Origin of the sequence: Embleya scabrispora DSM 41855 (assembly GCF_000372745.1) — a bacterium.
Classification (GTDB): Bacteria; Actinomycetota; Actinomycetes; order Streptomycetales; family Streptomycetaceae; genus Embleya; species Embleya scabrispora.
In genome coordinates, this window is the sequence record NZ_KB889629.1 from 124,376 (window position 1) to 143,851 (window position 19,476).

General features: G+C 71.1%; 14 protein-coding genes. 8 read left to right on the top strand and 6 right to left on the bottom strand.

Features of this window, described 5'->3' with window-relative positions; all coding sequences use genetic code 11:
• Positions 1-86 precede the first annotated feature (86 nt).
• From A3IC_RS72525 to A3IC_RS0114065, 6 genes are all read left to right on the top strand, one after another.
• Positions 87-1,706, top strand: a complete 1,620-nt coding sequence (locus A3IC_RS72525; protein WP_020550684.1) for a GTPase — start codon at positions 87-89, stop codon at positions 1,704-1,706.
• A gap of 276 nt (positions 1,707-1,982) precedes the next feature.
• The gene (locus A3IC_RS54365) at positions 1,983-2,453 is read left to right on the top strand and encodes a single-stranded DNA-binding protein (protein ID WP_020550685.1); all 471 of its coding nucleotides are present in this window, start codon (positions 1,983-1,985) and stop codon (positions 2,451-2,453) included.
• Positions 2,454-2,996: 543 nt separating this feature from the next.
• Complete coding sequence (locus A3IC_RS0114050; RefSeq protein ID WP_020550686.1) at positions 2,997-4,418, top strand: thioester domain-containing protein; 1,422 nt, start codon at positions 2,997-2,999, stop codon at positions 4,416-4,418.
• A 263-nt stretch (positions 4,419-4,681) separates the two neighbouring features.
• On the top strand, positions 4,682-6,346 hold the full coding sequence (gene ettA, locus A3IC_RS0114055; RefSeq protein ID WP_020550687.1) for an energy-dependent translational throttle protein EttA: 1,665 nt from the start codon (positions 4,682-4,684) through the stop codon (positions 6,344-6,346).
• 139 nt (positions 6,347-6,485) lie between these two features.
• Positions 6,486-6,926: an acyl-CoA thioesterase gene (locus tag A3IC_RS0114060; RefSeq protein ID WP_020550688.1), complete on the top strand. Its 441-nt coding sequence runs from the start codon at positions 6,486-6,488 to the stop codon at positions 6,924-6,926.
• Complete coding sequence (locus A3IC_RS0114065) at positions 6,923-7,570, top strand: DUF8185 domain-containing protein (protein WP_020550689.1); 648 nt, start codon at positions 6,923-6,925, stop codon at positions 7,568-7,570. Before A3IC_RS0114060 ends, A3IC_RS0114065 begins: the two co-directional genes overlap by 4 nt.
• Before the next feature lie 301 nt (positions 7,571-7,871).
• Here A3IC_RS0114065 and A3IC_RS0114070 read toward each other — a convergent pair whose 3' ends face one another.
• The 4 genes from A3IC_RS0114070 to A3IC_RS0114085 all read right to left on the bottom strand — a co-directional run bounded on the left by A3IC_RS0114070 (position 7,872) and on the right by A3IC_RS0114085 (position 13,366).
• Positions 7,872-8,258 (bottom strand): globin, encoded by a 387-nt coding sequence (locus tag A3IC_RS0114070; protein ID WP_040876612.1) that lies wholly within the window; start codon positions 8,256-8,258, stop codon positions 7,872-7,874.
• 54 nt (positions 8,259-8,312) lie between these two features.
• Positions 8,313-9,827 carry an SDR family oxidoreductase gene (locus A3IC_RS0114075; protein WP_020550691.1) on the bottom strand — a complete coding sequence of 505 codons (1,515 nt, stop codon included), beginning with the start codon at positions 9,825-9,827 and terminating at the stop codon, positions 8,313-8,315.
• A gap of 194 nt (positions 9,828-10,021) precedes the next feature.
• Positions 10,022-11,059: a mechanosensitive ion channel family protein gene (locus tag A3IC_RS0114080; RefSeq protein WP_020550692.1), complete on the bottom strand. Its 1,038-nt coding sequence runs from the start codon at positions 11,057-11,059 to the stop codon at positions 10,022-10,024.
• 135 nt (positions 11,060-11,194) lie between these two features.
• Positions 11,195-13,366, bottom strand: coding sequence for a prolyl oligopeptidase family serine peptidase (locus tag A3IC_RS0114085; protein ID WP_020550693.1), 2,172 nt, complete (start codon positions 13,364-13,366; stop codon positions 11,195-11,197).
• A 190-nt stretch (positions 13,367-13,556) separates the two neighbouring features.
• On the opposite strand from A3IC_RS0114085, the gene A3IC_RS0114090 reads away from it, so the two are divergent.
• Positions 13,557-14,099, top strand: a complete 543-nt coding sequence (locus tag A3IC_RS0114090) for an HNH endonuclease (RefSeq protein ID WP_020550694.1) — start codon at positions 13,557-13,559, stop codon at positions 14,097-14,099.
• Positions 14,100-14,241: 142 nt separating this feature from the next.
• Complete coding sequence (gene malQ, locus A3IC_RS0114095; protein WP_040876614.1) at positions 14,242-16,416, top strand: 4-alpha-glucanotransferase; 2,175 nt, start codon at positions 14,242-14,244, stop codon at positions 16,414-16,416.
• 76 nt (positions 16,417-16,492) lie between these two features.
• On the opposite strand, the gene A3IC_RS0114100 is transcribed toward malQ, so the two are convergent.
• The gene (locus tag A3IC_RS0114100) at positions 16,493-16,720 is read right to left on the bottom strand and encodes a hypothetical protein (RefSeq protein WP_052173481.1); all 228 of its coding nucleotides are present in this window, start codon (positions 16,718-16,720) and stop codon (positions 16,493-16,495) included.
• Positions 16,721-16,923: 203 nt separating this feature from the next.
• The gene (gene pepN, locus A3IC_RS0114105; protein ID WP_020550697.1) at positions 16,924-19,470 is read right to left on the bottom strand and encodes an aminopeptidase N; all 2,547 of its coding nucleotides are present in this window, start codon (positions 19,468-19,470) and stop codon (positions 16,924-16,926) included.
• Between the last annotated feature and the right edge of the window lie 6 nt (positions 19,471-19,476).

Consider the following 19,476-nt stretch of genomic DNA (forward strand, 5'->3'; position numbering starts at 1 on the left):
GGCGGCGGACGGCTGCTTGTGCGGCCTCGGGAGTGGGTCGGCGGGGCGCGGTTCGGTGCGCGAGTCGGCGCGTGCCTTCGTGCCCGATGCGACTCGTCGTGGGGGAGCGGGTGACGGCCGGTGGGCAGTACGTCGATCGGTTCGCCGTGCGCCGGGCCCGGCACGCGAGTGGGACCGAGGAGTCCGCGCGGCTGATGGCTCGGCTGGCCGCGCTCGATCGAACCGCCGCGCTGGCCCGTGATCGGTTGCCCGGCGCCGATCTCGCCTTCATCGAGGATCTGCTCGGGCACGCCGAGACCCGGCTGGGTACGGCCACGTGGCACACCGTGGTCGCGCTCGCGGGCGCCACGGGCGGCGGCAAGTCGTCGTTGTTCAACGTGCTCGCCGGGCTGCGGCTGGCGGATACCGGCGCGCGGCGGCCGACCACCCGGGCCACCCTGGCGTGCGCGTGGGACCCCGAGGGCGCGGCGCCGTTGCTGGACCTGCTCGGCATCGAACCGGTGCGCCGGGTGGCCCGGCACGGAACGCTGGACGCGCGCCGGGGCGGCGCGATGCCCTCCGGTCTGGTCCTGCTCGATCTGCCCGAGCACGATTCGCTCGACCTCGCGCACCGGGCGGAGGTGGACTCGGTGGTGGCGGTCGCCGACCACATCGTGTGGGTGCTCGATCCGCAGAAGTACGCGGATGTGATCGTGCACGAACGTTATCTGCGGCCGTTGCGGCATCACGGCCACAGCATGACGGTCGTGCTCAACCACGCGGACCGGTTGCCGGCCGGGGACCTCGCGGCATGCCTGACCGATGTGCGGGCGCTGCTGGCTACGGAGGGGCTCGCCGAGGTACGGGTGTTGGCGACGTCGGCGGAGACCGGGCTCGGGATTGCCGAACTGCGCCGGGTGGTGGTCGCCGCGGCCGGCTCCGGCGAGGCGTCGGTGACCCGGCTGGCCGCGGATCTGGACGCGTTGACCGAACGCCTGGACCCCTATTTCTGTGGAGTGGCGCCGGGCGTGGACGCGTTCACCGACGAGGACCGCGGCGCACTGGTGGACGGTTTGTGCGAGGCGGCCGGGGTGGCGGTCGTCGCGACGTCCGCGGGAGAGGGGCTGCGGACTCCGCGGGGGCCGCTGTCGGGGCGTCGGGTACGGCGGCCCGCGCTGCCGCCCGGGCCGGTGCAGGTGCATCGGGCCGAGCAGGCGATCCGGCGGGCGGGGACGAGACTGACGCGGGGGCTGCCGGCGCAGTGGGCGGGCGGGGTGCATCGGGTGCTGGCCGAGGGGCTGCGGGGGTTGTCGGACGAATTGGACGCGGCACCGGTGGGGGTCGTGCCGGAGGCCGCCCGGCCGACGCTCGGGGCGCGGGTGGCGGTGGGCGCGCAGTGGGTCGGGGTGGTCGCCGTGGTGGTCGGGTTGATGGGTGCCGGGTTGGCCTGGACGGGGGTGCCGGTGGTGCGCCGACTCGGGGTGTCGGGGCCGTGGTGGGTGGTGGCGGCGGGGCTGGTCGTGGTGACGCTCGGGGGGTGGGTCGGGCGGCGGGCGACGGGGGCGGCCGTGGAGCGGCGGACGGCGGAGGTGGCGGCGGTGCTGCGGGCGCGGGTGGCGGAGGCGGCGGATCGTCTGGTGGTGGGGCCGGCGGAGGCGGAGTTGGCGCGGTATCGGGAGGCGCACGCGTATTTCGTGGCGGCTCGGGAGCCGATGCGGCGGGGGTGAGGGGGTGCGGCCGCGGCCGGGGAGAACGGCGGGGCTCGGGAGGGATGGGGCTCGGGGGGCCGGGGTGTCGCCTACGTGGGTGAGGAGTTCGTCGGGGCGTCACCCACGTGAGTGACGGACGGCCCTGGTGTCACCCACCTGGTCGACCTTGCGTGATGCACAGGGCCCGAGTTGTCCACAGCCCGCCGGGCCCGCCACCGGTCGACCGCCGGATGCCGGATCGTCGAGAACGGACGGCGATGTTGCGGGGCACGCCGGTGACACACGGAGGCAAACGTGGACACGTACGTGACGGTGATCGGCAACGCCGCGAGCGATGTCCGGGTCCAGATGACCCAGGCCGGCGTGCCCTTGGCGCGATTTCGGATGGCGGTGTCGCCCAGGCGCTTCGACCGTGAGACGGGGACGTGGATCTCGGGGGACGCGTCCTTCTACACGATCGTGTGTTTTCGGGGGTTGGCGGAGAACGTGACGAGTTCGATCGACAAGGGCGACCCGCTCGTGGTGACCGGACGGCTGCGGGTGCGCGAGTGGGAACGGGAGGGGAGGTGGTGGACCGTCACCGAGATCGACGCGTCGTCGGTGGGACACGACCTCGCTCGGGGGATCGCGGAGTTTCGCCGGGTGGGTCGGCCGGCGCGCCTGTCGGTCGTGGCGGACGGCGGCGCGGTGGGAACGATGGCCGAACAGGGCACTCTCGCGATCGGATCCGACATCGGATCGAACGGCGAAGAGGAGGCCGCATGAATTGTGTCGACGTCTGATCACATGTTCGCGAAAGCCATTCATTGGCGATGCCGGTGATAATTCAAGTCGGTTTCCGGGACGAATCTGAAACAGAATTGTGACGACGTCGAGGACGGAGTGATACGCCTCAATCGGGCCAATCATCGCATGTCGCTCAACCAATGGGATGGGAGGTTCGGAAAGGGTCGGATCGTGGCGGCGAATGGCGCCGAAGTCAAGGCATTGCGCATAAAAGGACCGATTCGAGCGGTTTTGTACCTTGACAAATCAATAGTGAGCGAGATCGCCCTGATCAGCACCTATGCGGCTTGCCGTACCGCATAGGCGGCTATATCCACCGAAGACTTGTCGACTTCGCGATATCCGAATTGATGTTCTCGACGTGGATCTTCTCCCGAGGTAAAGAACGTGAAACAAATACCTACCCCGGGTCGCGAGGAGTGGGCCGGCTGCTCATACCATTCAACGGTTCTTTACTCGCGCCTCGCTCGGGGGAACCATGCGCCGCGCGAGTCGGCTTACATTTTTCGAGGGGACCACCACATGTTCCGTACACCGGGACGGACGGCCACCCGCTTGTCGGCCATGGTCATCGCCGGCGGCTTGGCGGCGGCCGGCGTGATCGGTTTCGCGGGTGCGGCCAACGCGGAGGGCGCCAAGGGCGTCTACCAGGGCGGCGATGTCGGTGCGGACATCTTCCTGAAGGGTAAGGACAGCGCGCAGCGCGCCTCGATCCTGAAGCTCCAGGTGGACGGCAAGATCCTGCGCACCTACTGCATCGACTTCCACACCCTCGTGCGTAGCGAGGCGAAGTACGACGAGTCGGGCTGGAAGGAGACCTCCTTCGGCACCAAGGCCGACAAGGCCAAGGTCAAGTGGGTTCTGCTGAACTCGTTCCCGACCGTGGATCTGGCGGGCGTTCGCAAGGCGGTCGGCGCTCCGGAGCTGACCGAGGGCGAGGCGGCCGCCGCCACGCAGGCGGCCATCTGGCACTTCACCGACGGTCAGAACCTGGACGAGAGCAACAAGAACGACGGCGATGTCGTCAAGCTCTACAAGTACCTGGTCGGCGACGCCAACAAGGGCGACGTCACCGAGCCGCCCGTATCGCTCTCGGTGACCCCGGGCGAGAAGGCCGGCAAGATCAACGACAAGCCCGGCATCGGCCCGTTCGAGGTCAAGACCAACGCCGAGGGCAAGTCGATCAGCGCGAAGCTGCTCGCGGGTGAGAGCGGCGGCGGCAAGCCCGCGCTCGTGGATGCCGACGGCAAGCCGGTCAACAACGTCGGCAACGGCGACAAGCTCTATGTGAGCCCGGGCGGCGCCACGCGTGAGGGTGGAGTCACCTTTGAGGTCTCCGGCGAGTCGACCGTGCAGGCGGGTCGGGTCTTCCAGGGCGTCAACAAGGACGGGTCGACCAGCCAGCTGCTGATCGTCGCGGACAAGCAGAAGGTGCAGACCTCCGACCGGGCGACCGCGAAGTGGGGCAACCCCGGCAAGGGTCCGCTTCCGGAGATCAACGCCACCAAGGACTGCGTCGACGGTGGCGTGAAGGTCACCGTCAAGAACAACGGCGACGAGTCGTACAAGTTCAAGCTCGACGGCAAGGAAACCACCGTCGCGGCCGGCAAGTCGGTCGACCAGGTCGTCAAGGTCGCCGAAGACCAGGCGTACAAGATCACCATCGTGGGCCCCGACGGCAAGACCGCCAAGGAGTTCACCGGCACGCTCGACTGCAAGACCGCCGGCGCCACCGAAGGTGTGACCGGTGGTACCTCGGGTGGCAGCACCGGTGGCACCCCGGCTCCGGTGAACCCGAAGGGTCCGGACCTGGCCGCGACCGGTAGCGACAGCAGCAACACCCCCGCGATCCTGGGCGGCGCCGGTGCGCTCCTCCTCGCGGGTGGCGGTCTGGTGTTCTACATGCGCCGCCGCAACAACGGCTCGAACGGCGCCGCTGCCTGATAGAGGCACCACCGCTCGAACCACGCTGACAGCCGGGCCCCGACGCGTACAGGCGCGCCGGGGCCCGACGTCATCCACGCCGCCGACCGAGCGTCTTCGGCCCGTCCGGCGTTCGAGGACGAGCGGTCCGTAGGCGGGCCGAGAGGCAACGGGTCGACATTCGAGCACCGTCCGGGCAGCCACCCGGCCCCACAGCCCGACAATCGCGCGCCCTCCGGGCACCCATGCACGGGCACTGCTCGCCAGACCATAGGCTTGGACGCATGGCTGAGTACATCTACACCATGCGCAAGGCGCGTAAAGCGCACGGCGACAAGGTGATCCTCGACGACGTGACGCTCAGCTTCCTGCCGGGAGCCAAGATCGGCGTCGTCGGCCCGAACGGCGCGGGTAAGTCGACCGTTCTCAAGATCATGGCCGGGCTGGAGCAGCCGTCCAACGGCGACGCGTTTCTGTCCCCCGGCTACAGCGTCGGCATCCTGCTCCAGGAACCTCCGCTGGACGAGTCCAAGACCGTCCTGGAGAACGTCGAGGACGGCGTCAAGGAGATCAAGGGCAAGCTGGACCGGTTCAACGCCATCGCCGAGGAGATGGCGACCAACTACACGGACGAGCTGATGGCCGAGATGGGCGAGCTGCAGGACCAGCTCGACCACGCCAACGCCTGGGAGCTCGACTCGCAGCTCGAACAGGCCATGGACGCGCTGGGCTGCCCGCCCGGCGACTGGCCCATCGTGAACCTCTCCGGTGGCGAGAAGCGCCGCGTGGCGCTGTGCAAGCTGCTTCTCGAAGCGCCCGACCTGCTCCTGCTGGACGAGCCGACCAACCACCTCGACGCGGAGAGCGTCCAGTGGCTGGAGCAGCACCTGGAGAAGTACGCCGGCACCGTCGTCGCGGTCACCCACGACCGGTACTTCCTGAACAACGTCGCCCAGTGGATCTGTGAGGTCGACCGCGGTCGGCTGCACCCCTACGAGGGCAACTACTCCACCTACCTGGACACCAAGGCCACCCGCCTGAAGGTCGAAGGGCAAAAGGACGCCAAGCGGCAGAAGCGCCTCAAGGACGAACTCGAGTGGGTCCGCTCCAACGCGAAGGGCCGCCAGGTCAAGAGCAAGGCGCGGCTGGCCCGCTACGAGGAGATGGCCGCCGAGGCGGACAAGATGCGGAAGCTGGACTTCGAGGAGATCCAGATCCCGCCGGGTCCGCGCCTGGGCAACGTCGTGGTCGAGGTGGACAACCTCACCAAGGGCTTCGACGAGAAGCTGCTGATCGACAACCTGTCCTTCACGCTGCCGCGCAACGGCATCGTGGGCATCATCGGCCCGAACGGCGCGGGCAAGACCACGCTGTTCAAGATGCTGATCGACGCCGAGACGCCGGACGCGGGCAACATCAAGGTCGGCGAGACGGTCAAGGTCTCCTACGTCGACCAGTCGCGTGGCGGCCTGGACCCGAAGAAGAACCTGTGGGAGGTCGTCTCCGACGGCCTGGACTACATCAAGGTCGGCAACGTCGAGGTGCCGTCGCGGGCCTACGTCAGCGCGTTCGGGTTCAAGGGTCCGGACCAGCAGAAGCCGACCGGGGTGCTCTCCGGTGGTGAGCGCAACCGCCTGAACCTGGCGCTGACGCTCAAGCAGGGCGGCAATCTGCTGCTGCTCGACGAACCGACCAACGACCTCGACGTCGAGACCCTGTCCAGCCTGGAGAACGCGCTCCTGGAGTTCCCGGGCTGCGCCGTGGTCGTCTCGCACGACCGCTGGTTCCTGGACCGGGTGACCACGCACATCCTCGCCTACGAGGGCGAGTCGAAGTGGTTCTGGTTCGAGGGCAACTTCGAGTCGTACGAGAAGAACAAGATCGAGCGCCTGGGCGCGGACGCGGCCCGGCCGCACCGCGCGACGTACAAGAAGCTCAAGCGCAACTGACCGATCCGGTCGGTACGGCGCAACCGGTGGCCTGTCGTATGCCCGCATACGGCAGGCCACCGGCATCACCCGGCCGTTCGGCACGCGGGTCGCAGCGCCGGGGAACATCGACAGGGAATCAGAGAAGAGGACTGGGCACGTGGCCAGGCACATCTACCAGGCGACGCTTCGGTGGTCCGACATGGACGCCTACCGGCACATCAACAATGTGCAGTACCTCCGCTACCTGGAGGAGGCGCGCGTGGACATGATGTTCACCCTCGGGCAGCGCGAGGGGGCCAAGACGCTCTCCGAGGGCGTGGTGATCGCCCGGCACGAGATCGACTACAAACGGCCGCTGGTGTGGCGCGCCGAGCCGGTGCGGGTGGAGACCTGGGTGACCCGGATCGGTGCCGCCCGGTTCACGCTGGCCTACGAGATCAAGGACGACGAGCAGGTGTACGCGACTGCGCTGTCCGTGCTGGTGCCGTATTCGCTCGACGAGCAGCGGCCCCGGCGATTGACCGAGGACGAGCGGGCCTACCTGGAACGCTTCGTCGAGCCGCAGGACGAGCCGGCGGGGCGGCCGGTCCGGCCATGACCATGCTGCGACTCGCCGATTCGGCCGCCGCCGCGGAGCTGGGCGGCTATCTGACCCGACTGCTGCGCTACGACCGCCGCGCGGTGGTGCGGGTGCGGGCCGAGGGGTCGGTGCTCGGTACCTTCGGCCACCCGCCGTTCGGGGAGGCCGCGTCGGGCGTGATCACGCTGCGGGCCAGTGAGTTGGCCGAACCCGCGACGGTGGACGCGACCGTGTCCGCCGGACAACTCCTGGACGCGATCGCGGACGACGCGAGGGTGACCCTGCCGGTGTCGGTGACCGGTCCGGGGTGGGCCGGCATGCTGCCACCACGCGCCGGCTGGGAACGGGTCGCCGAGCCGGCCGTGCTCGACCTGGGCCGCGAAGTGGCCGCCGGTGTCGCCGAGTTCCGGTCCCGGACCGAACCCGGGATAGCGCGCGCCGAGTTGGACCGGATCGCCGCCGGCATCTGGAGCCGAACGCTGCCCGGCCGACTCCCGCTACGCGCCGCACACGCTGCCCAATCCTTCGGCTTCTTGGGCCCGCCGGACCCCGAGGCCCGGGCCGAGGTGCTGACCGCCGGGGCCTGGCTGCGCCTCGAAGCCCGCTACGGCTCGGTCTCGGTGCGCCGCCCCGACGCCCCCAGCCTGCTCTTCACCCGCTGACCCGGCCTTCTCTCGACCACCACACGGCCGGGTCCGACGGCACGGCGAGCCGATCGCCGGCGACCGGACCGGCGGACCCACCGGACCCGAGGCCGGCAGCGGCTCGCCCGTCGGTACCGGAACCGGCACGGGGCCATCGGTCCGTCCGGCAGGCCGGGTGCCTTGACCGGACCCGTGCGCGACGCCGACCCGGAAGCCGTCCGCGAAGCTGCGCACGTGGATCCGGTGGAAGACTGCTTCGTGCCGGCAACCACGTCTCAGCGGCCGCCTCCGTCGGATCGCGGATGTGGCTGCCGCCGCGTCAGTCGAGTCGGTTCACCATCGACTGCGCCGCGTAGACCAGGTAGTCCCACAGGATGTTCTCCTGCTCGGCGGGCAGCGCGATGTCGTCGACCGCCGCGCGCATGTGCCGCAGCCACGCGTCCCGGGCCTCCTCGGTCACCTCGAACGGCGAGTGCCGCATCCGCAGCCGAGGGTGCCCGCGCTGCTCGCTGTAGGTGCGCGGCCCGCCCCAGTACTGCACCAGGAACATCCGCAGGCGGTCCTCGGCTCCGGCGAGGTCCTCCTCGGGATACATCGGGCGCAGCAGGGGATCCTCGCGCACGCCCTGGTAGAAGCGGTGCACGAGCTTGACGAACGTCTCCTCGCCGCCCACGGCTTCGTAGAGACTCGGTTCCGGCTCTCGCATCTCGGTCACCGTCCCATCCTCCCAGATGGGCCGCCGACCCGGGGATGCTCGGCCCTATCGTGCCGGCCGGCCCGCCGACCCGGGAGCGGCTCGGCCCGATTGCTCCGCGGCGCGGGCGATGCCTTTGCGCATGCCGCCGAAGACGATGCCGTGGAAGGGGAACACGGCCCACCAGTAGGCGTGCCCGAGCAGTCCTCGGGGATGGAACAGCGCACGCTGGCGGTAGTGCGTTCGCCCGCCCTCGGACGAGAGGGTGAACTCCAGCCAGGCCAGACCCGGCAGTCGCATCTCCGCACGCAGCCGGAGCAGTTCGCCGGGCACCACCTCCTCGACCCGCCAGAAGTCGAGCGAGTCGCCGACCCGCAGATGATGCGGGTCACGTCGTCCGCGACGCAGCCCGACGCCGCCCATGATCCGGTCCAGCGCACCGCGTACCGACCAGGCCAGCGGCCACGAGTGCCAGCCGTTGTCGCCGCCGATGCCCTCGATCACCCGCCACACGGCCGCCTGCGACGCGGCCGGCTCCGCCTCGCGGACATCCTCGTACAACGAACCGCCGGACCAGTCCGGGTCGGTGGGCAGCGGATCGCTCGGGGCGCCGGGCAGGGCCGCCGAGGACCAGCGGGTGGCCACGTCCGCGTCCCGGATGCGCTTGAGGGCCAATTCGAGCGCGCGGTCGAAGCCGGTGAGGCCGTCCGGCGGGTCCGGGATCCAGCGCACGATGTCGTGCTCGTGGCAGACCACCTCGCTGCGCAGCGATTCCACCAGCGGTCGGGCCAGAGCGCCGGGGACGGGGGTGACCAGGCCCACCCAGTGGCTGGACAACGACGGGGTGAGCATCGGCACCGGCAGTAGCCGGCGCTTGCGCAGGCCCGCCACCGCCGCGTAGCGCTGCATCATCCGCTCGTACGTGAGCACGTCGGGGCCGCCGATGTCGAAGGCGCGATCAACCTCCGGGGGCAGTGCGACGCAGCCCACCAGGTAGTGCAGCACGTCCCGGACCGCGATCGGCTGGATTCGCGAGGAGACCCAGCGCGGCGTGACCATCACCGGCAGCCGCTCGGTCAGATAGCGCAACATCTCGAAGGAGGCCGACCCCGAGCCGATGATCACCGCGGCGCGCAGTACGGCGGTGGGCACCGGGCAGGCGAGCAGGATCTCGCCGACCTCGGCGCGGGAGCGCAGGTGGGGGGAGGAGTCGCGGGCGGCGGAGCCGGCGGCCGGACCCAGACCGCCCAGGTAGACCAGCCGGCCGACGCCCGCGTCCTCGGCCGCGGCGGCGAACGTGCGTGCCGTCTCGCGGTCGGTGTCGGCGAATCGCGGGCCGCTGCCGAGTGCGTGGATCAGGTAGTAGGCGACGTCCACGCCGTCGAGGGCGCGGCGGACCTCGGTCGGGTCGAGCGCGTCGGCGCGGACGATTTCGACGCGGTCGGCCCAGGGATGGTCGCGCAGCTTGTCCGGGGTCCGGGCCATGCAGCGCACGCGGTAGCCGGCCGCGAGCAGTTCGGGTACGAGCCGGCCGCCGAGATAGCCGGTGGCGCCGGTGACCAGACACAGGGGGGAGTCCACCCGACCCAGTCTCGGCGACTCACGGGACGGACCCGGTGCGGGCGCGCCCGGGGGTGACCCATTCGGTCCTGACGCGGACCCTCGAACGACGGCGCTGCCGACGGCGGCTCGGCCTCACCCGAGCCCGGGTCGGGACAGGCCCGACCCCGCTCGGGCCCCGCCCGCGCCCCGGCGCCCGCCGCCCGGGTCGGCGCTCAGGAGGCTCCCGGTGCCCCCGGTGCCTGCGGCATCGGTGGGGTCGGCGGCGGGTTCACCGGGACCGGGGCGGGCTCGGCCGGTGCCGGTGCGGTCCCCTCGTCGCTCGCCGGCCCCGTCGCGCTCGCGATCGGCTCGCTGATCCGGATGCCCGCGTCGTCGAACGCGCGCTTGAGGCGGCCGCGCAGCTCGCGTGCCACCGGCAGCTCCTGGCCCGGCATGGTCTTGATCTGCACCTGGAGGACGACCGCGTCCGGGGTCACCGATTCCATCCCGACCACGGTCGCCGAGCCCCACATCCGCTCGTTCCACGGTTCGACCTCGGCCAGCGCCTCGGCGGTCGAGGAGATCACCGCGCGCACCTTGTCCACGTCCTCGTGGTAGCCGACCTGGACGTCCACCTTGGCGGTGCCCCAGCCCTGACTCTTGTTGCCGATCCGCTTGATCTCACCGTTGCGGATGTACCAGACGGTGCCGTCCACATCGCGCAGCTTGGTGATCCGCAGGCCCACCTCGACCACCGTGCCGGTCGCGGCGCCCGCGTCGACCAGGTCGCCCACGCCGTACTGGTCCTCCAGGATCATGAACATCCCGGACAGGAAGTCGGTGACCAGGTTGCGCGCGCCGAAGCCCAGCGCGATGCCGGCGATGCCCGCGCTGGCCAGCAGCGGTGCGAGGTTGACCTTGAACTCGCCGAGCACCATCAGTCCGGCGATGCCCAGGATCACGAACGACGCGGTGCTGCGCAGCACCGAACCGACCGTCTCGGCACGCTGACGGCGCCGTTCGGCGTTCAGCAGGAAGCCGGTCACCGGCCGCCCGCTGCTGTCCGTGCCGCTGTTGGCCATCCGGCCGACCAATTGGGTGATCAGCTTCCTGGTCACCGCGCGCAGGATGAGCGCGACCAGGATGATCACGAGGATGCGGATCGGCGTCACCACGAGGGCCTCGCCGTGTCGGTCGAACCAGGACGACACCTTGCCGTCGCTCTCGGCGACGTCGAGTGCCAGCAGGATTCCGGGGACGGGCGCGGACACGTACGAGACCTTTCGGACGACGAGCGGAGGAGCCTCCCCCCGCGACGGGGGATCGGCTCCCCACAGTAGTCACGAGGCCGCGGGGCCTCGTGCGATACCTCTTGTTCGTACCTTTTGTCGCCTATCACCGCTATCTCACCGATCCCCACCTTCACCGTCTGCGCCGGCCTCGCGGCCGAGTACGTCGAGGTCCAGACCGGTCCGGTCGGCCAGGAAGGACAGGGTGTCCACGCTCAGCTCCACGGTGCGCGAGACCGAGCGGGCCGCGTGGCCGACCTCGGCCTCGGCGCGCAGCAGCACCGGGCGTGCGCTCGCCGTCGCGTCCTGCAGGGCCGCGCACATCTTGCGCGCGTGCAGCGGGTCCACCCGGCTGTCGCCGTCGAATACGGTGAACAGCACCGCCGGATAGGCCACGCCCGCGCGCACGTGGTGATACGGCGAGTAGCCCAGCAGCCAGTCCAGTTCCTCGGCCACCTCGGCGCTGCCGTACTCGTCGGACCACAACCGGCCCAGCCCGAACCGCTCGTAGCGGACCATGTCCAGGAGCGGCATCGAGCAGGCCACCGCCGTGTACAGCTCCGGCCGCTGGGTGAGTGCGGCGCCCACGAGCAGCCCGCCGTTGGAGCCGCCGGACGCGGCCAGCCGGTCGGGCGTGCTCCAGCCCCGGGCGATCAGGTGCTCCGCGGCGGCGTGGAAATCCTCGAACACGCGTTGCTTGTGCCCACGCATGCCCGCACGATGCCACTCCTCTCCTTCTTCCGAGCCGCCGCGCAGGTTCGCGATCGCGTACACGCCGCCGGCCTCCACCCACGCGAGCACGCCCGCCGAGTAGGCGGGGCCGAGCGCGATGCCGAAGCCGCCGTAGCCGTACAGCACGGTGGGCCTGGGCCGGTCCGGGGCGGCGGTCGGCGCGATCACGAACATCCGGACCGTGGTGCCGTCCACCGAGCGATAGGGCTCCTGGCGCACGTGCACGCGCGGCAGCCTCGCGGTGCCGGGCGCCCCGGCCCAGGTCTCGATCGCGCCGGTGCGCGCGTCGTAGCGCAGCACCGCCGACGGCGCGGTGTAGTCCGACCAGCCGAACCACGCCTCGTGCCCGCCCTCCGGGTGCTCGGCCAGACCGCCGATCGAACCGGGCGAGCCGCCGGGTGTCACCGGCCGGGCCAGTTCCTCCCCGGAGGTCAGATCGCACACCGTCAACTCGCCCACCGCGTGCCGGGTCCGGGTGAGCAACAGCGTCGGCCGCGGCGCCTGCGGGCCGTCCAGGATCGCGAACCCGGTGAGTACCGCGTCCGGATCCTCGGGCACCAGGTCGCGCCAGTCCTCGGGCCCCGGCGCCGCCGGGTCGGCCACGCACAGCCGCCCGCGCGGCGCATCCAGGTCGGTGAACACGTACAGCCGCCCGTCCCGACCCACCCGCACGCCGGTGAGTGCGTCCAGGCCCACCGTCACCGGGCGCAGCCGCGGCCGTTCCGGCGCGTCCGCTCGCAGGTCGGCCAGCCACAGGTCGTTGCGCGGCGCGGTGCCCGCGGACGCGGACACGGTGAGCCAGCGGCCGTCCCGGCTGACTCCGACGCCGAAGTAGGTGGCCGGTTCGCTGCCCGCGCCGAACACCTCGACGTCCGCCGCCGGGTCGGCGCCCACTCGGTGCAGGTACACCCGGCGGTGATGTTGTTCCTCGCCCGCGGGCACCGCCTCCGGCGGCAGCCGGCGCACCAGGTAGAACGCGTCGCCGCCGGGCAGCCAGGCGATCGAGGTGTCGCGCACCCGCTCGATCGGGCCCTCGATGCGATCGCCGGTGCGCACGTCGAGCACGTACAGGCAAGATTCCTCGTCGCCGCCGGTGGAGAGCAGACAGGCGAGCCGATCACCCTCGTCCGAGGGTGTCCACTGGTCCAGCGTGGTGGTGCCGGTCGGGTCGATCGCGACCGGATCCACCAGCGCGCGCTCGGTCCCGTCCGGCTCGACCACGAACAACACCGCGTGCTCGCGACCGGGGTCGCGGCGAATCAGGAAGTGCCGGTCGCCGCGCCAGCAGGGCAGCCCGGTCAGGCCGGTGGCGAGCAGCTCGTCCAGCCGCGCGCGCAGCCGATCGCGTCCGGCCAGATGGTCCACATGGGCGTGGAACCACTCGTCCTGGGCGGCGGACCAGGCGCGGGTGGCCGGCGCGTCCGAGTCCTCCAGGGCCCGATAGGGGTCCGGGACGGTGCGGCCGAACAGCACGTCGACCGTGTCGCCACGGGCGGCGGCGGGGGCGCGCGGGGTGTCGTGGGGGGCGTGTTCCGCGGGCTGCACAGAGCGCGTCATGGGCGCACCCTAGACTCCCGGCCCCATCGGTGCGCACCGTCACCACTCGGCCACGCGGGGCCACCCGTGCAGGTGAACGCTCTGTGACCTTGTCGATTCCTGGTAGCGCGGGGGGTATGCCGCCATGGACACTGGAGGCCGATCGTCCCCGGCGCGAGCCACGCGCTGTCGGCGTCACAGGGAGGCATACGTGCCGCATTCGCTGGTCCTCAACGCGTCGTACGAGCCCCTGTGCGTGGTGCCCGTTCGCCGCGCACTGATCCTCGTGCTCAACGACAAGGCAATGTGCCTGGAAGAAACAGGCACCATCCTGCACAGCGCCACCATCGAGATTCCCGTACCCAGTGTGATCAGGCTGACCCGTTTCGTCCGTATCCCCTTTCGGGGCCAAGTACCGCTCACCCGTCGTGCGCTGTTCGCCCGCGACGGAGGGCGTTGTGTCTACTGCGGAAGCGCCGCCACCAGCGTCGACCACGTCGTCCCGCGCAGCCGCGGCGGGCAACACACGTGGGACAACGTGGTCTCCGCGTGTCGTCGCTGCAATCACGTCAAGAGCGACCGGTACATCGCCGAGTTGGGCTGGCGAATGCCGCGCCCTCCATCCCAACCCACCGGCCTGGCATGGCGGATCCTGGGCACCGGCTTTCGTGATCCGCGCTGGGAGCCATACCTGGCGCCGTACGGTGCACAGGAGGCGGGCTTCGACCATTTCGACCAGGTCGCGAGCGCCTAGAAGGCGGCGGATTCCTCCGGGGAGCCCGTCGCCGTTTTTGTTTCGACGGGTTCCCCGAAGCCGCGTCCGGATCCGACACACCCGCTCGCGTGTCGGTCGGACACGCCGACATCGAGACCGTTCGGGTGCGATGCTCGCGGGCATGGAGGAACCACGCGTATCGCAGTTGTCTCCCGAATTGGTCCGGCTCGCCTCCGCGTTCGGAGTGGCCACGGAGTATCAGGGGTGGCGCGGCGAGGCCGTGCACGCCGACCCGGCGACGGTGGCAGCGGTGCTCGGGGCGCTCGGCGTGGACGCGTCGACACCCGAGACCGCCCGGGCCGCGCTCGCCGCGCACGAGGAACTGCGCCGGACCCGGCTGCTGCCGCCGGTGCTGGTGCTGCGCTCGGGCCGCGCGGCCGGCTTCACCGTCAACGTGCCCGCCGGACATCGGGTCGAGTTGTGGATCGAGCTGGAGGACGGCGGAGTCCGCCGCGACCTCGGCGCGGGACCCGACCTCGGGCCGCTCGGTGACCCGGTCGGCGCACACCGGATCCCCGCCGATCTGCCGCTGGGTTGGCACACCCTGCACGCCCGCTGCTCACCCGAACCCGAGGAGTCGCTGGGTTCGGGGGGCGTGCCGAGCGCGGCCGATCAGGGTAGCCGCGCCTCGTGCCCGGTCGCGATCACCCCGGCGGTGTTGCCCACGCTCGCGGAGCGCGCGTGGGGATACATGATCCAGTTGTATTCACTGCCCTCGCGTCGTTCGTGGGGGATCGGCGACCTGGCCGACCTGGCCGACCTGGCGGTGTGGTCGGCGCGAACCCAGGGGGCCGGCTTCGTGCTGGTCAACCCGCTGCACGCGGCCTCGCCGGTGCCGCCGGTGGAGGCATCGCCGTACCTGCCGGTCAGCCGGCGCTTCCCGGACCCGATGTACGTCCGGGTCGAGGCCATCCCGGAGTTCGCCTATCTGACCCCGGTCGAGCGGGCGGTCGCCGAGGAGTTGCGGGCCGCGGCGGGGGACGGGCACGACGGGGCGGAGCACCTGGACCGGGACGCGGTCCGGGTGGCCAAGCGGGAGGCGCTCGCGCTCGTCCACAAGGTGCCGCGCAGTCTGGGCCGGGACGCCGACTACCGCGCCTTCGTCGCGCGCGAGGGCCGGTGGCTGACCGACTTCGCCACGTGGTGCGCGCTGGTCGAGGAGTACGGCCCGTCCTGGCGGAACTGGCCCGCGGAGCTGCACGACCCGGACTCGGCCGAAGTCGCCGCCGAGCGCGAACGGCTCGCCGGCGCAATCGACTTCCACCGGTGGACCCAGTGGGTGCTGGCCGACCAGTTGCAGGCCGCGCAGGACGCGGCGAAGCACGCGGGCATGCCGGTGGGCGTCGTGCACGACCTCGCGGTCGGTGTGCATCCCGACGGCGCGGACGCGTGGGTGCTCGGCTCGGAGCGCGGCGGCCGGGTGCTCGCGCTCGGCGCCACCGGCGGCGCGCCGCCGGACGCGATGAACCACATCGGGCAGGACTGGAACCAGCCGCCGTGGCATCCGCTGCGGCTGGCCGAGCAGGGCTACGCGCCGTACCGGGAACTGCTGCGCGCGGTGTTTCGGCACGCCGGCGCGGTGCGGGTGGACCACGTGCTCGGGCTGTTCCGGTTCTGGTGGGTACCCAAGGGCAACAGCCCCGCCGAAGGCGCGTACGTGCGCTACGACCACGAGGCGATGGTCGGCATCCTGGCCCTGGAGGCGCACCGCGCGGGTGCGGTGGTGATCGGCGAGGACCTGGGCACGGTGGAACCGTGGGTGCGCACCTACCTGGCCGAGCGCGGCATCCTGGGCACGTCCGTGCTGTGGTTCGAACGCGACGACAAGGGCTGCCCGCTGCCGCCCGAGCAGTGGCGGGCCGGCTCGCTGGCCACGGTGACCACGCACGACCTGCCGCCCACCGCGGCCCGGCTCGCGGGCGAGCACATCGACCTGTGGGAGCGACTGCACCTGCTGGTGCGGGACGTGGACACCGAACGGGCCGAGGACCTCGCCGACCGCGAGCAGTACCTCGAACTGCTGCGCCTGCGCGGCTACCTGCGACCCGGCGCGGGCGAGCGGGAGACGGTCGAGGCGCTGCACCGTCTGCTCGCGGCGACGCCGTGCCGCCTGCTCGGCGTATGGCTGCCGGACGGGGTGGGCGATCGTCGCCCGCAGAACCTGCCGGGCACCTGGGACCAGTACCCGAACTGGTTGCTGCCGGTGGCCGACGACCAGGGGCGGCACGTCTACCTGGAGGACCTGCCGGTCAACCCGCGCGCGGTGTCGTTGGCCCGGGCCTTCCGCGGTCGGTAGCGCCGCCTCCGGCGGAGCCGGGACACGCCGAAGCCGCCGAGCGGGGTGGGACCCGGTCGGCGGCTTCGGGGAAGAGTCAGTGCTTTTTCTTGATGATGTCCGGAAGCATCACGAGACCCGCGATGATCACGAAGGCCAGGACCGGGATGCCGACGAAGACCGCGAGGGTCTCGCCGATACCGATGCCGGGACCCGGGTCGTCGCCGTCGTCGCGGATGTTCGCGAAGGCCGGCGCCGAGATCAGCGACATGAGCGTGACAACGGCCGACACGGCCCCGGCGCGAAGTGCATTCCTGTTCACCACGAAACCCACGCTACCGGGCCGGTGGACGAACGCACGCACCGGGTTGACCCTTCCGTGCGAACGCCTCCCGGCCGGCGGCCCCGGATGTCGACCGGTGGTTTCGAGACCACCCGATGGCCGCGAACGCCGGAGGGGCCGATCGACGGCCCGTCCGGCGTTCGCGGACAGCCGGGCCGCGGGCCGGCCGATCCCGCGCCGCGGGGTTACCGCGCGTCGCGCGCCTGCGCCCGAAGCGCCCGCGCCACCCCGTCGCGGCTCTCCACCACCAGGCGCCGCAGTCCCGCCGGGTGCTCGGCGCCCGCGAGCCACGCGTCGGTGCGGTCCAAGGTGTCCCGGTCGACCTGGAGGGTCGGGTACAGGCCGATCACGATCTGCTGGGCGATCTCGTTGGTGCGGGTCGCCCAGACGTCCGCGATCGCGGCGAAGTACCGCTCGGTGTAGGCCGCGAGCAGGTCGCGCTGGGCCGGCTGGACGAAGCCGCCGATCACCGCCGCCTGGATCGCGTTGGGCAGCGCGTCGGATTCGACGACCGACGCCCATGCCTCGTCCTTGGCCGCGGTCGTCGGCCGCGCCGCCCGCGCCGCGGCCGCGTGCCGGCGGCCGGCCGCGGTGGAGTCGCGCTCCAACTCGGCATCCACGTCGGCGTCGCCGGCCACCCCGGTCGCGGACAGGCGCAGCAGCAGCGCCCAGCGCAGATCCGCGTCCACGGCCAGGCCCTCGACCTGCTCCGTGCCGTCGAGCAGACCGCGCAGGATCGCCAGGTGGTCCTGGCGGGCCGCCACCGACGCCAGACAGCGCACCCAGGCCAACTGGTGGTCACTGCCCGGCTCGGCCGCGCGCAGGAAGCGCTCGGCCGCCACCGCCAGTTCGGCCAGCGAACGCTCGCGGTGCGCCGGGTCGGTGTACAGCTCCAGCGCGCTGGTGACCTGCCGCTGCAGCGACTGGACGATGTTGATGTCCTTTTCGCTGCCGGCGCCGGCCAGCACGAGCTTGAGGTAGTCGCTCGCCGCCATCTCCGCGTCGCGGGTCATGTCCCACGCCGCGGCCCAGCACAGCGCACGCGGCAGCGGGTCGACGAACTCGCCGATCGCATCGGTGACGAAGGCGAGCGAGTCCTCGTCGAGCCGGATCTTGGTGTAGGTCAGGTCGTCGTCGTTGAGCAGCACCACGTCCGGCCGGGCCCGGCCGACCAGGTCCGCGACCTCGGTCCGGGCTCCGGCGATGTCCAGCTCCAGTCGGTGGGTGCGGACCAGGCCCGCGTCGGTGCGGTCGTAGAAGCCGATCGCGATCCGGTGCGAGCGCAGCGTCGGCCACGCCTGGGGAGCCTCCTGCACCACCGCGAAGGAGGTGATCACGCCGTCCGAGGAGGTTTCGATCGCGGGCCGCAGGGTGTTCACGCCCGCGGTCTCCAGCCACTCGCGCGACCACGCCTTCAGGTCCCGGCCCGAGGTCTCCTCCAGTGCGCCGAGCAGGTCGGCCAGCCGGCTGTTGCCCCACGCGTGCTTCTTGAAGTACGTCCGTACGCCCGCGAAGAAGTTCTCGCTGCCCACGTAGGCGACCAGCTGCTTGAGCACCGAGGCGCCCTTGGCGTAGGTGATGCCGTCGAAGTTGACCTCGACGTCCTCCAGGTCCCGGATGTCGGCGAAGATCGGGTGGGTGGAGGGCAGTTGGTCCTGCCGGTAGGCCCAGGTCTTCATCCGGTTGCCGAACGTGGCCCAGGCGTGCGACCACCGGGTCACCTCGGCCTGGCAGCGCACCGACGCGTAGGTGGCGAACGACTCGTTCAGCCACAGGTCGTCCCACCACTGCATGGTGACCAGGTCGCCGAACCACATGTGGGCGAGCTCGTGCAGGATGGTCTCCGCACGCGTCTCGTACGACGTGTCGGTGACCTTGGAGCGGAAGACGTAGTCCTCCAGGATCGTCACGCAGCCCGCGTTCTCCATCGCGCCCGCGTTGTACTCCGGCACGAAGAGCTGGTCGTACTTGGCGAACGGGTACGCGAAGTCGAACTGCTTCAGGAAGTAGTCGAAGCCCTGCTTGGTGACGTCGAAGATGTTGTTCGCGTCCAGGAACGGTGCGAGCGAGGACCGGCAATAGACGCCGAGCGGGACGACCGTGCCGTCCGCGGCGGTGTAGCTGTCCTGTACCGCGTGGTAGTGACCGGCCACCAGTGCGGTGATGTACGTGGAGATCCTGGGCGTCGGCTCGAACGCCCACACCGAGGTGCCGTCGGCACCGGCCGTGGGCTGGGGGGTGGGCGAGCAGGAGACCACGTGCCACTCGCTCGGCGCGCTGATCGTGAAGGCGAAGGTGGCCTTGAGGTCCGGCTGTTCGAAGTTGGCGAAGACCCGACGTGCGTCGGCCACCTCGAACTGGGTGTAGAGGTAGGTCTTGCCGTCCACCGGGTCGACGAAGCGGTGCAGGCCCTCGCCGGTGTTCATGTACGCGCAGGACGCGACCACCCGCAGCTCGTTGCTCTCGGCGAGGTCGGTCAGCGCGATCCGGCTGTCCGCGTACACCGAGGCGACGTCGAGCGCCTTGCCGTTGAGGGTGATCTCGTGCACCTCGGGGGCGATCAGATCGACGAACGTGCTCGCGCCCGGTTCGCCGCAGCCGAACTTCAGCACGGTCGTGGACGGGAACGTCGCACCGGTGCCGGTCAGGTCGAGGGTGATGTCGTACGAGTCGACGGACAGGATCCGGGCCCGCTCGCGGGCTTCGTCACGCGTCAGGTTGGTTCCGGGCACGCTGCG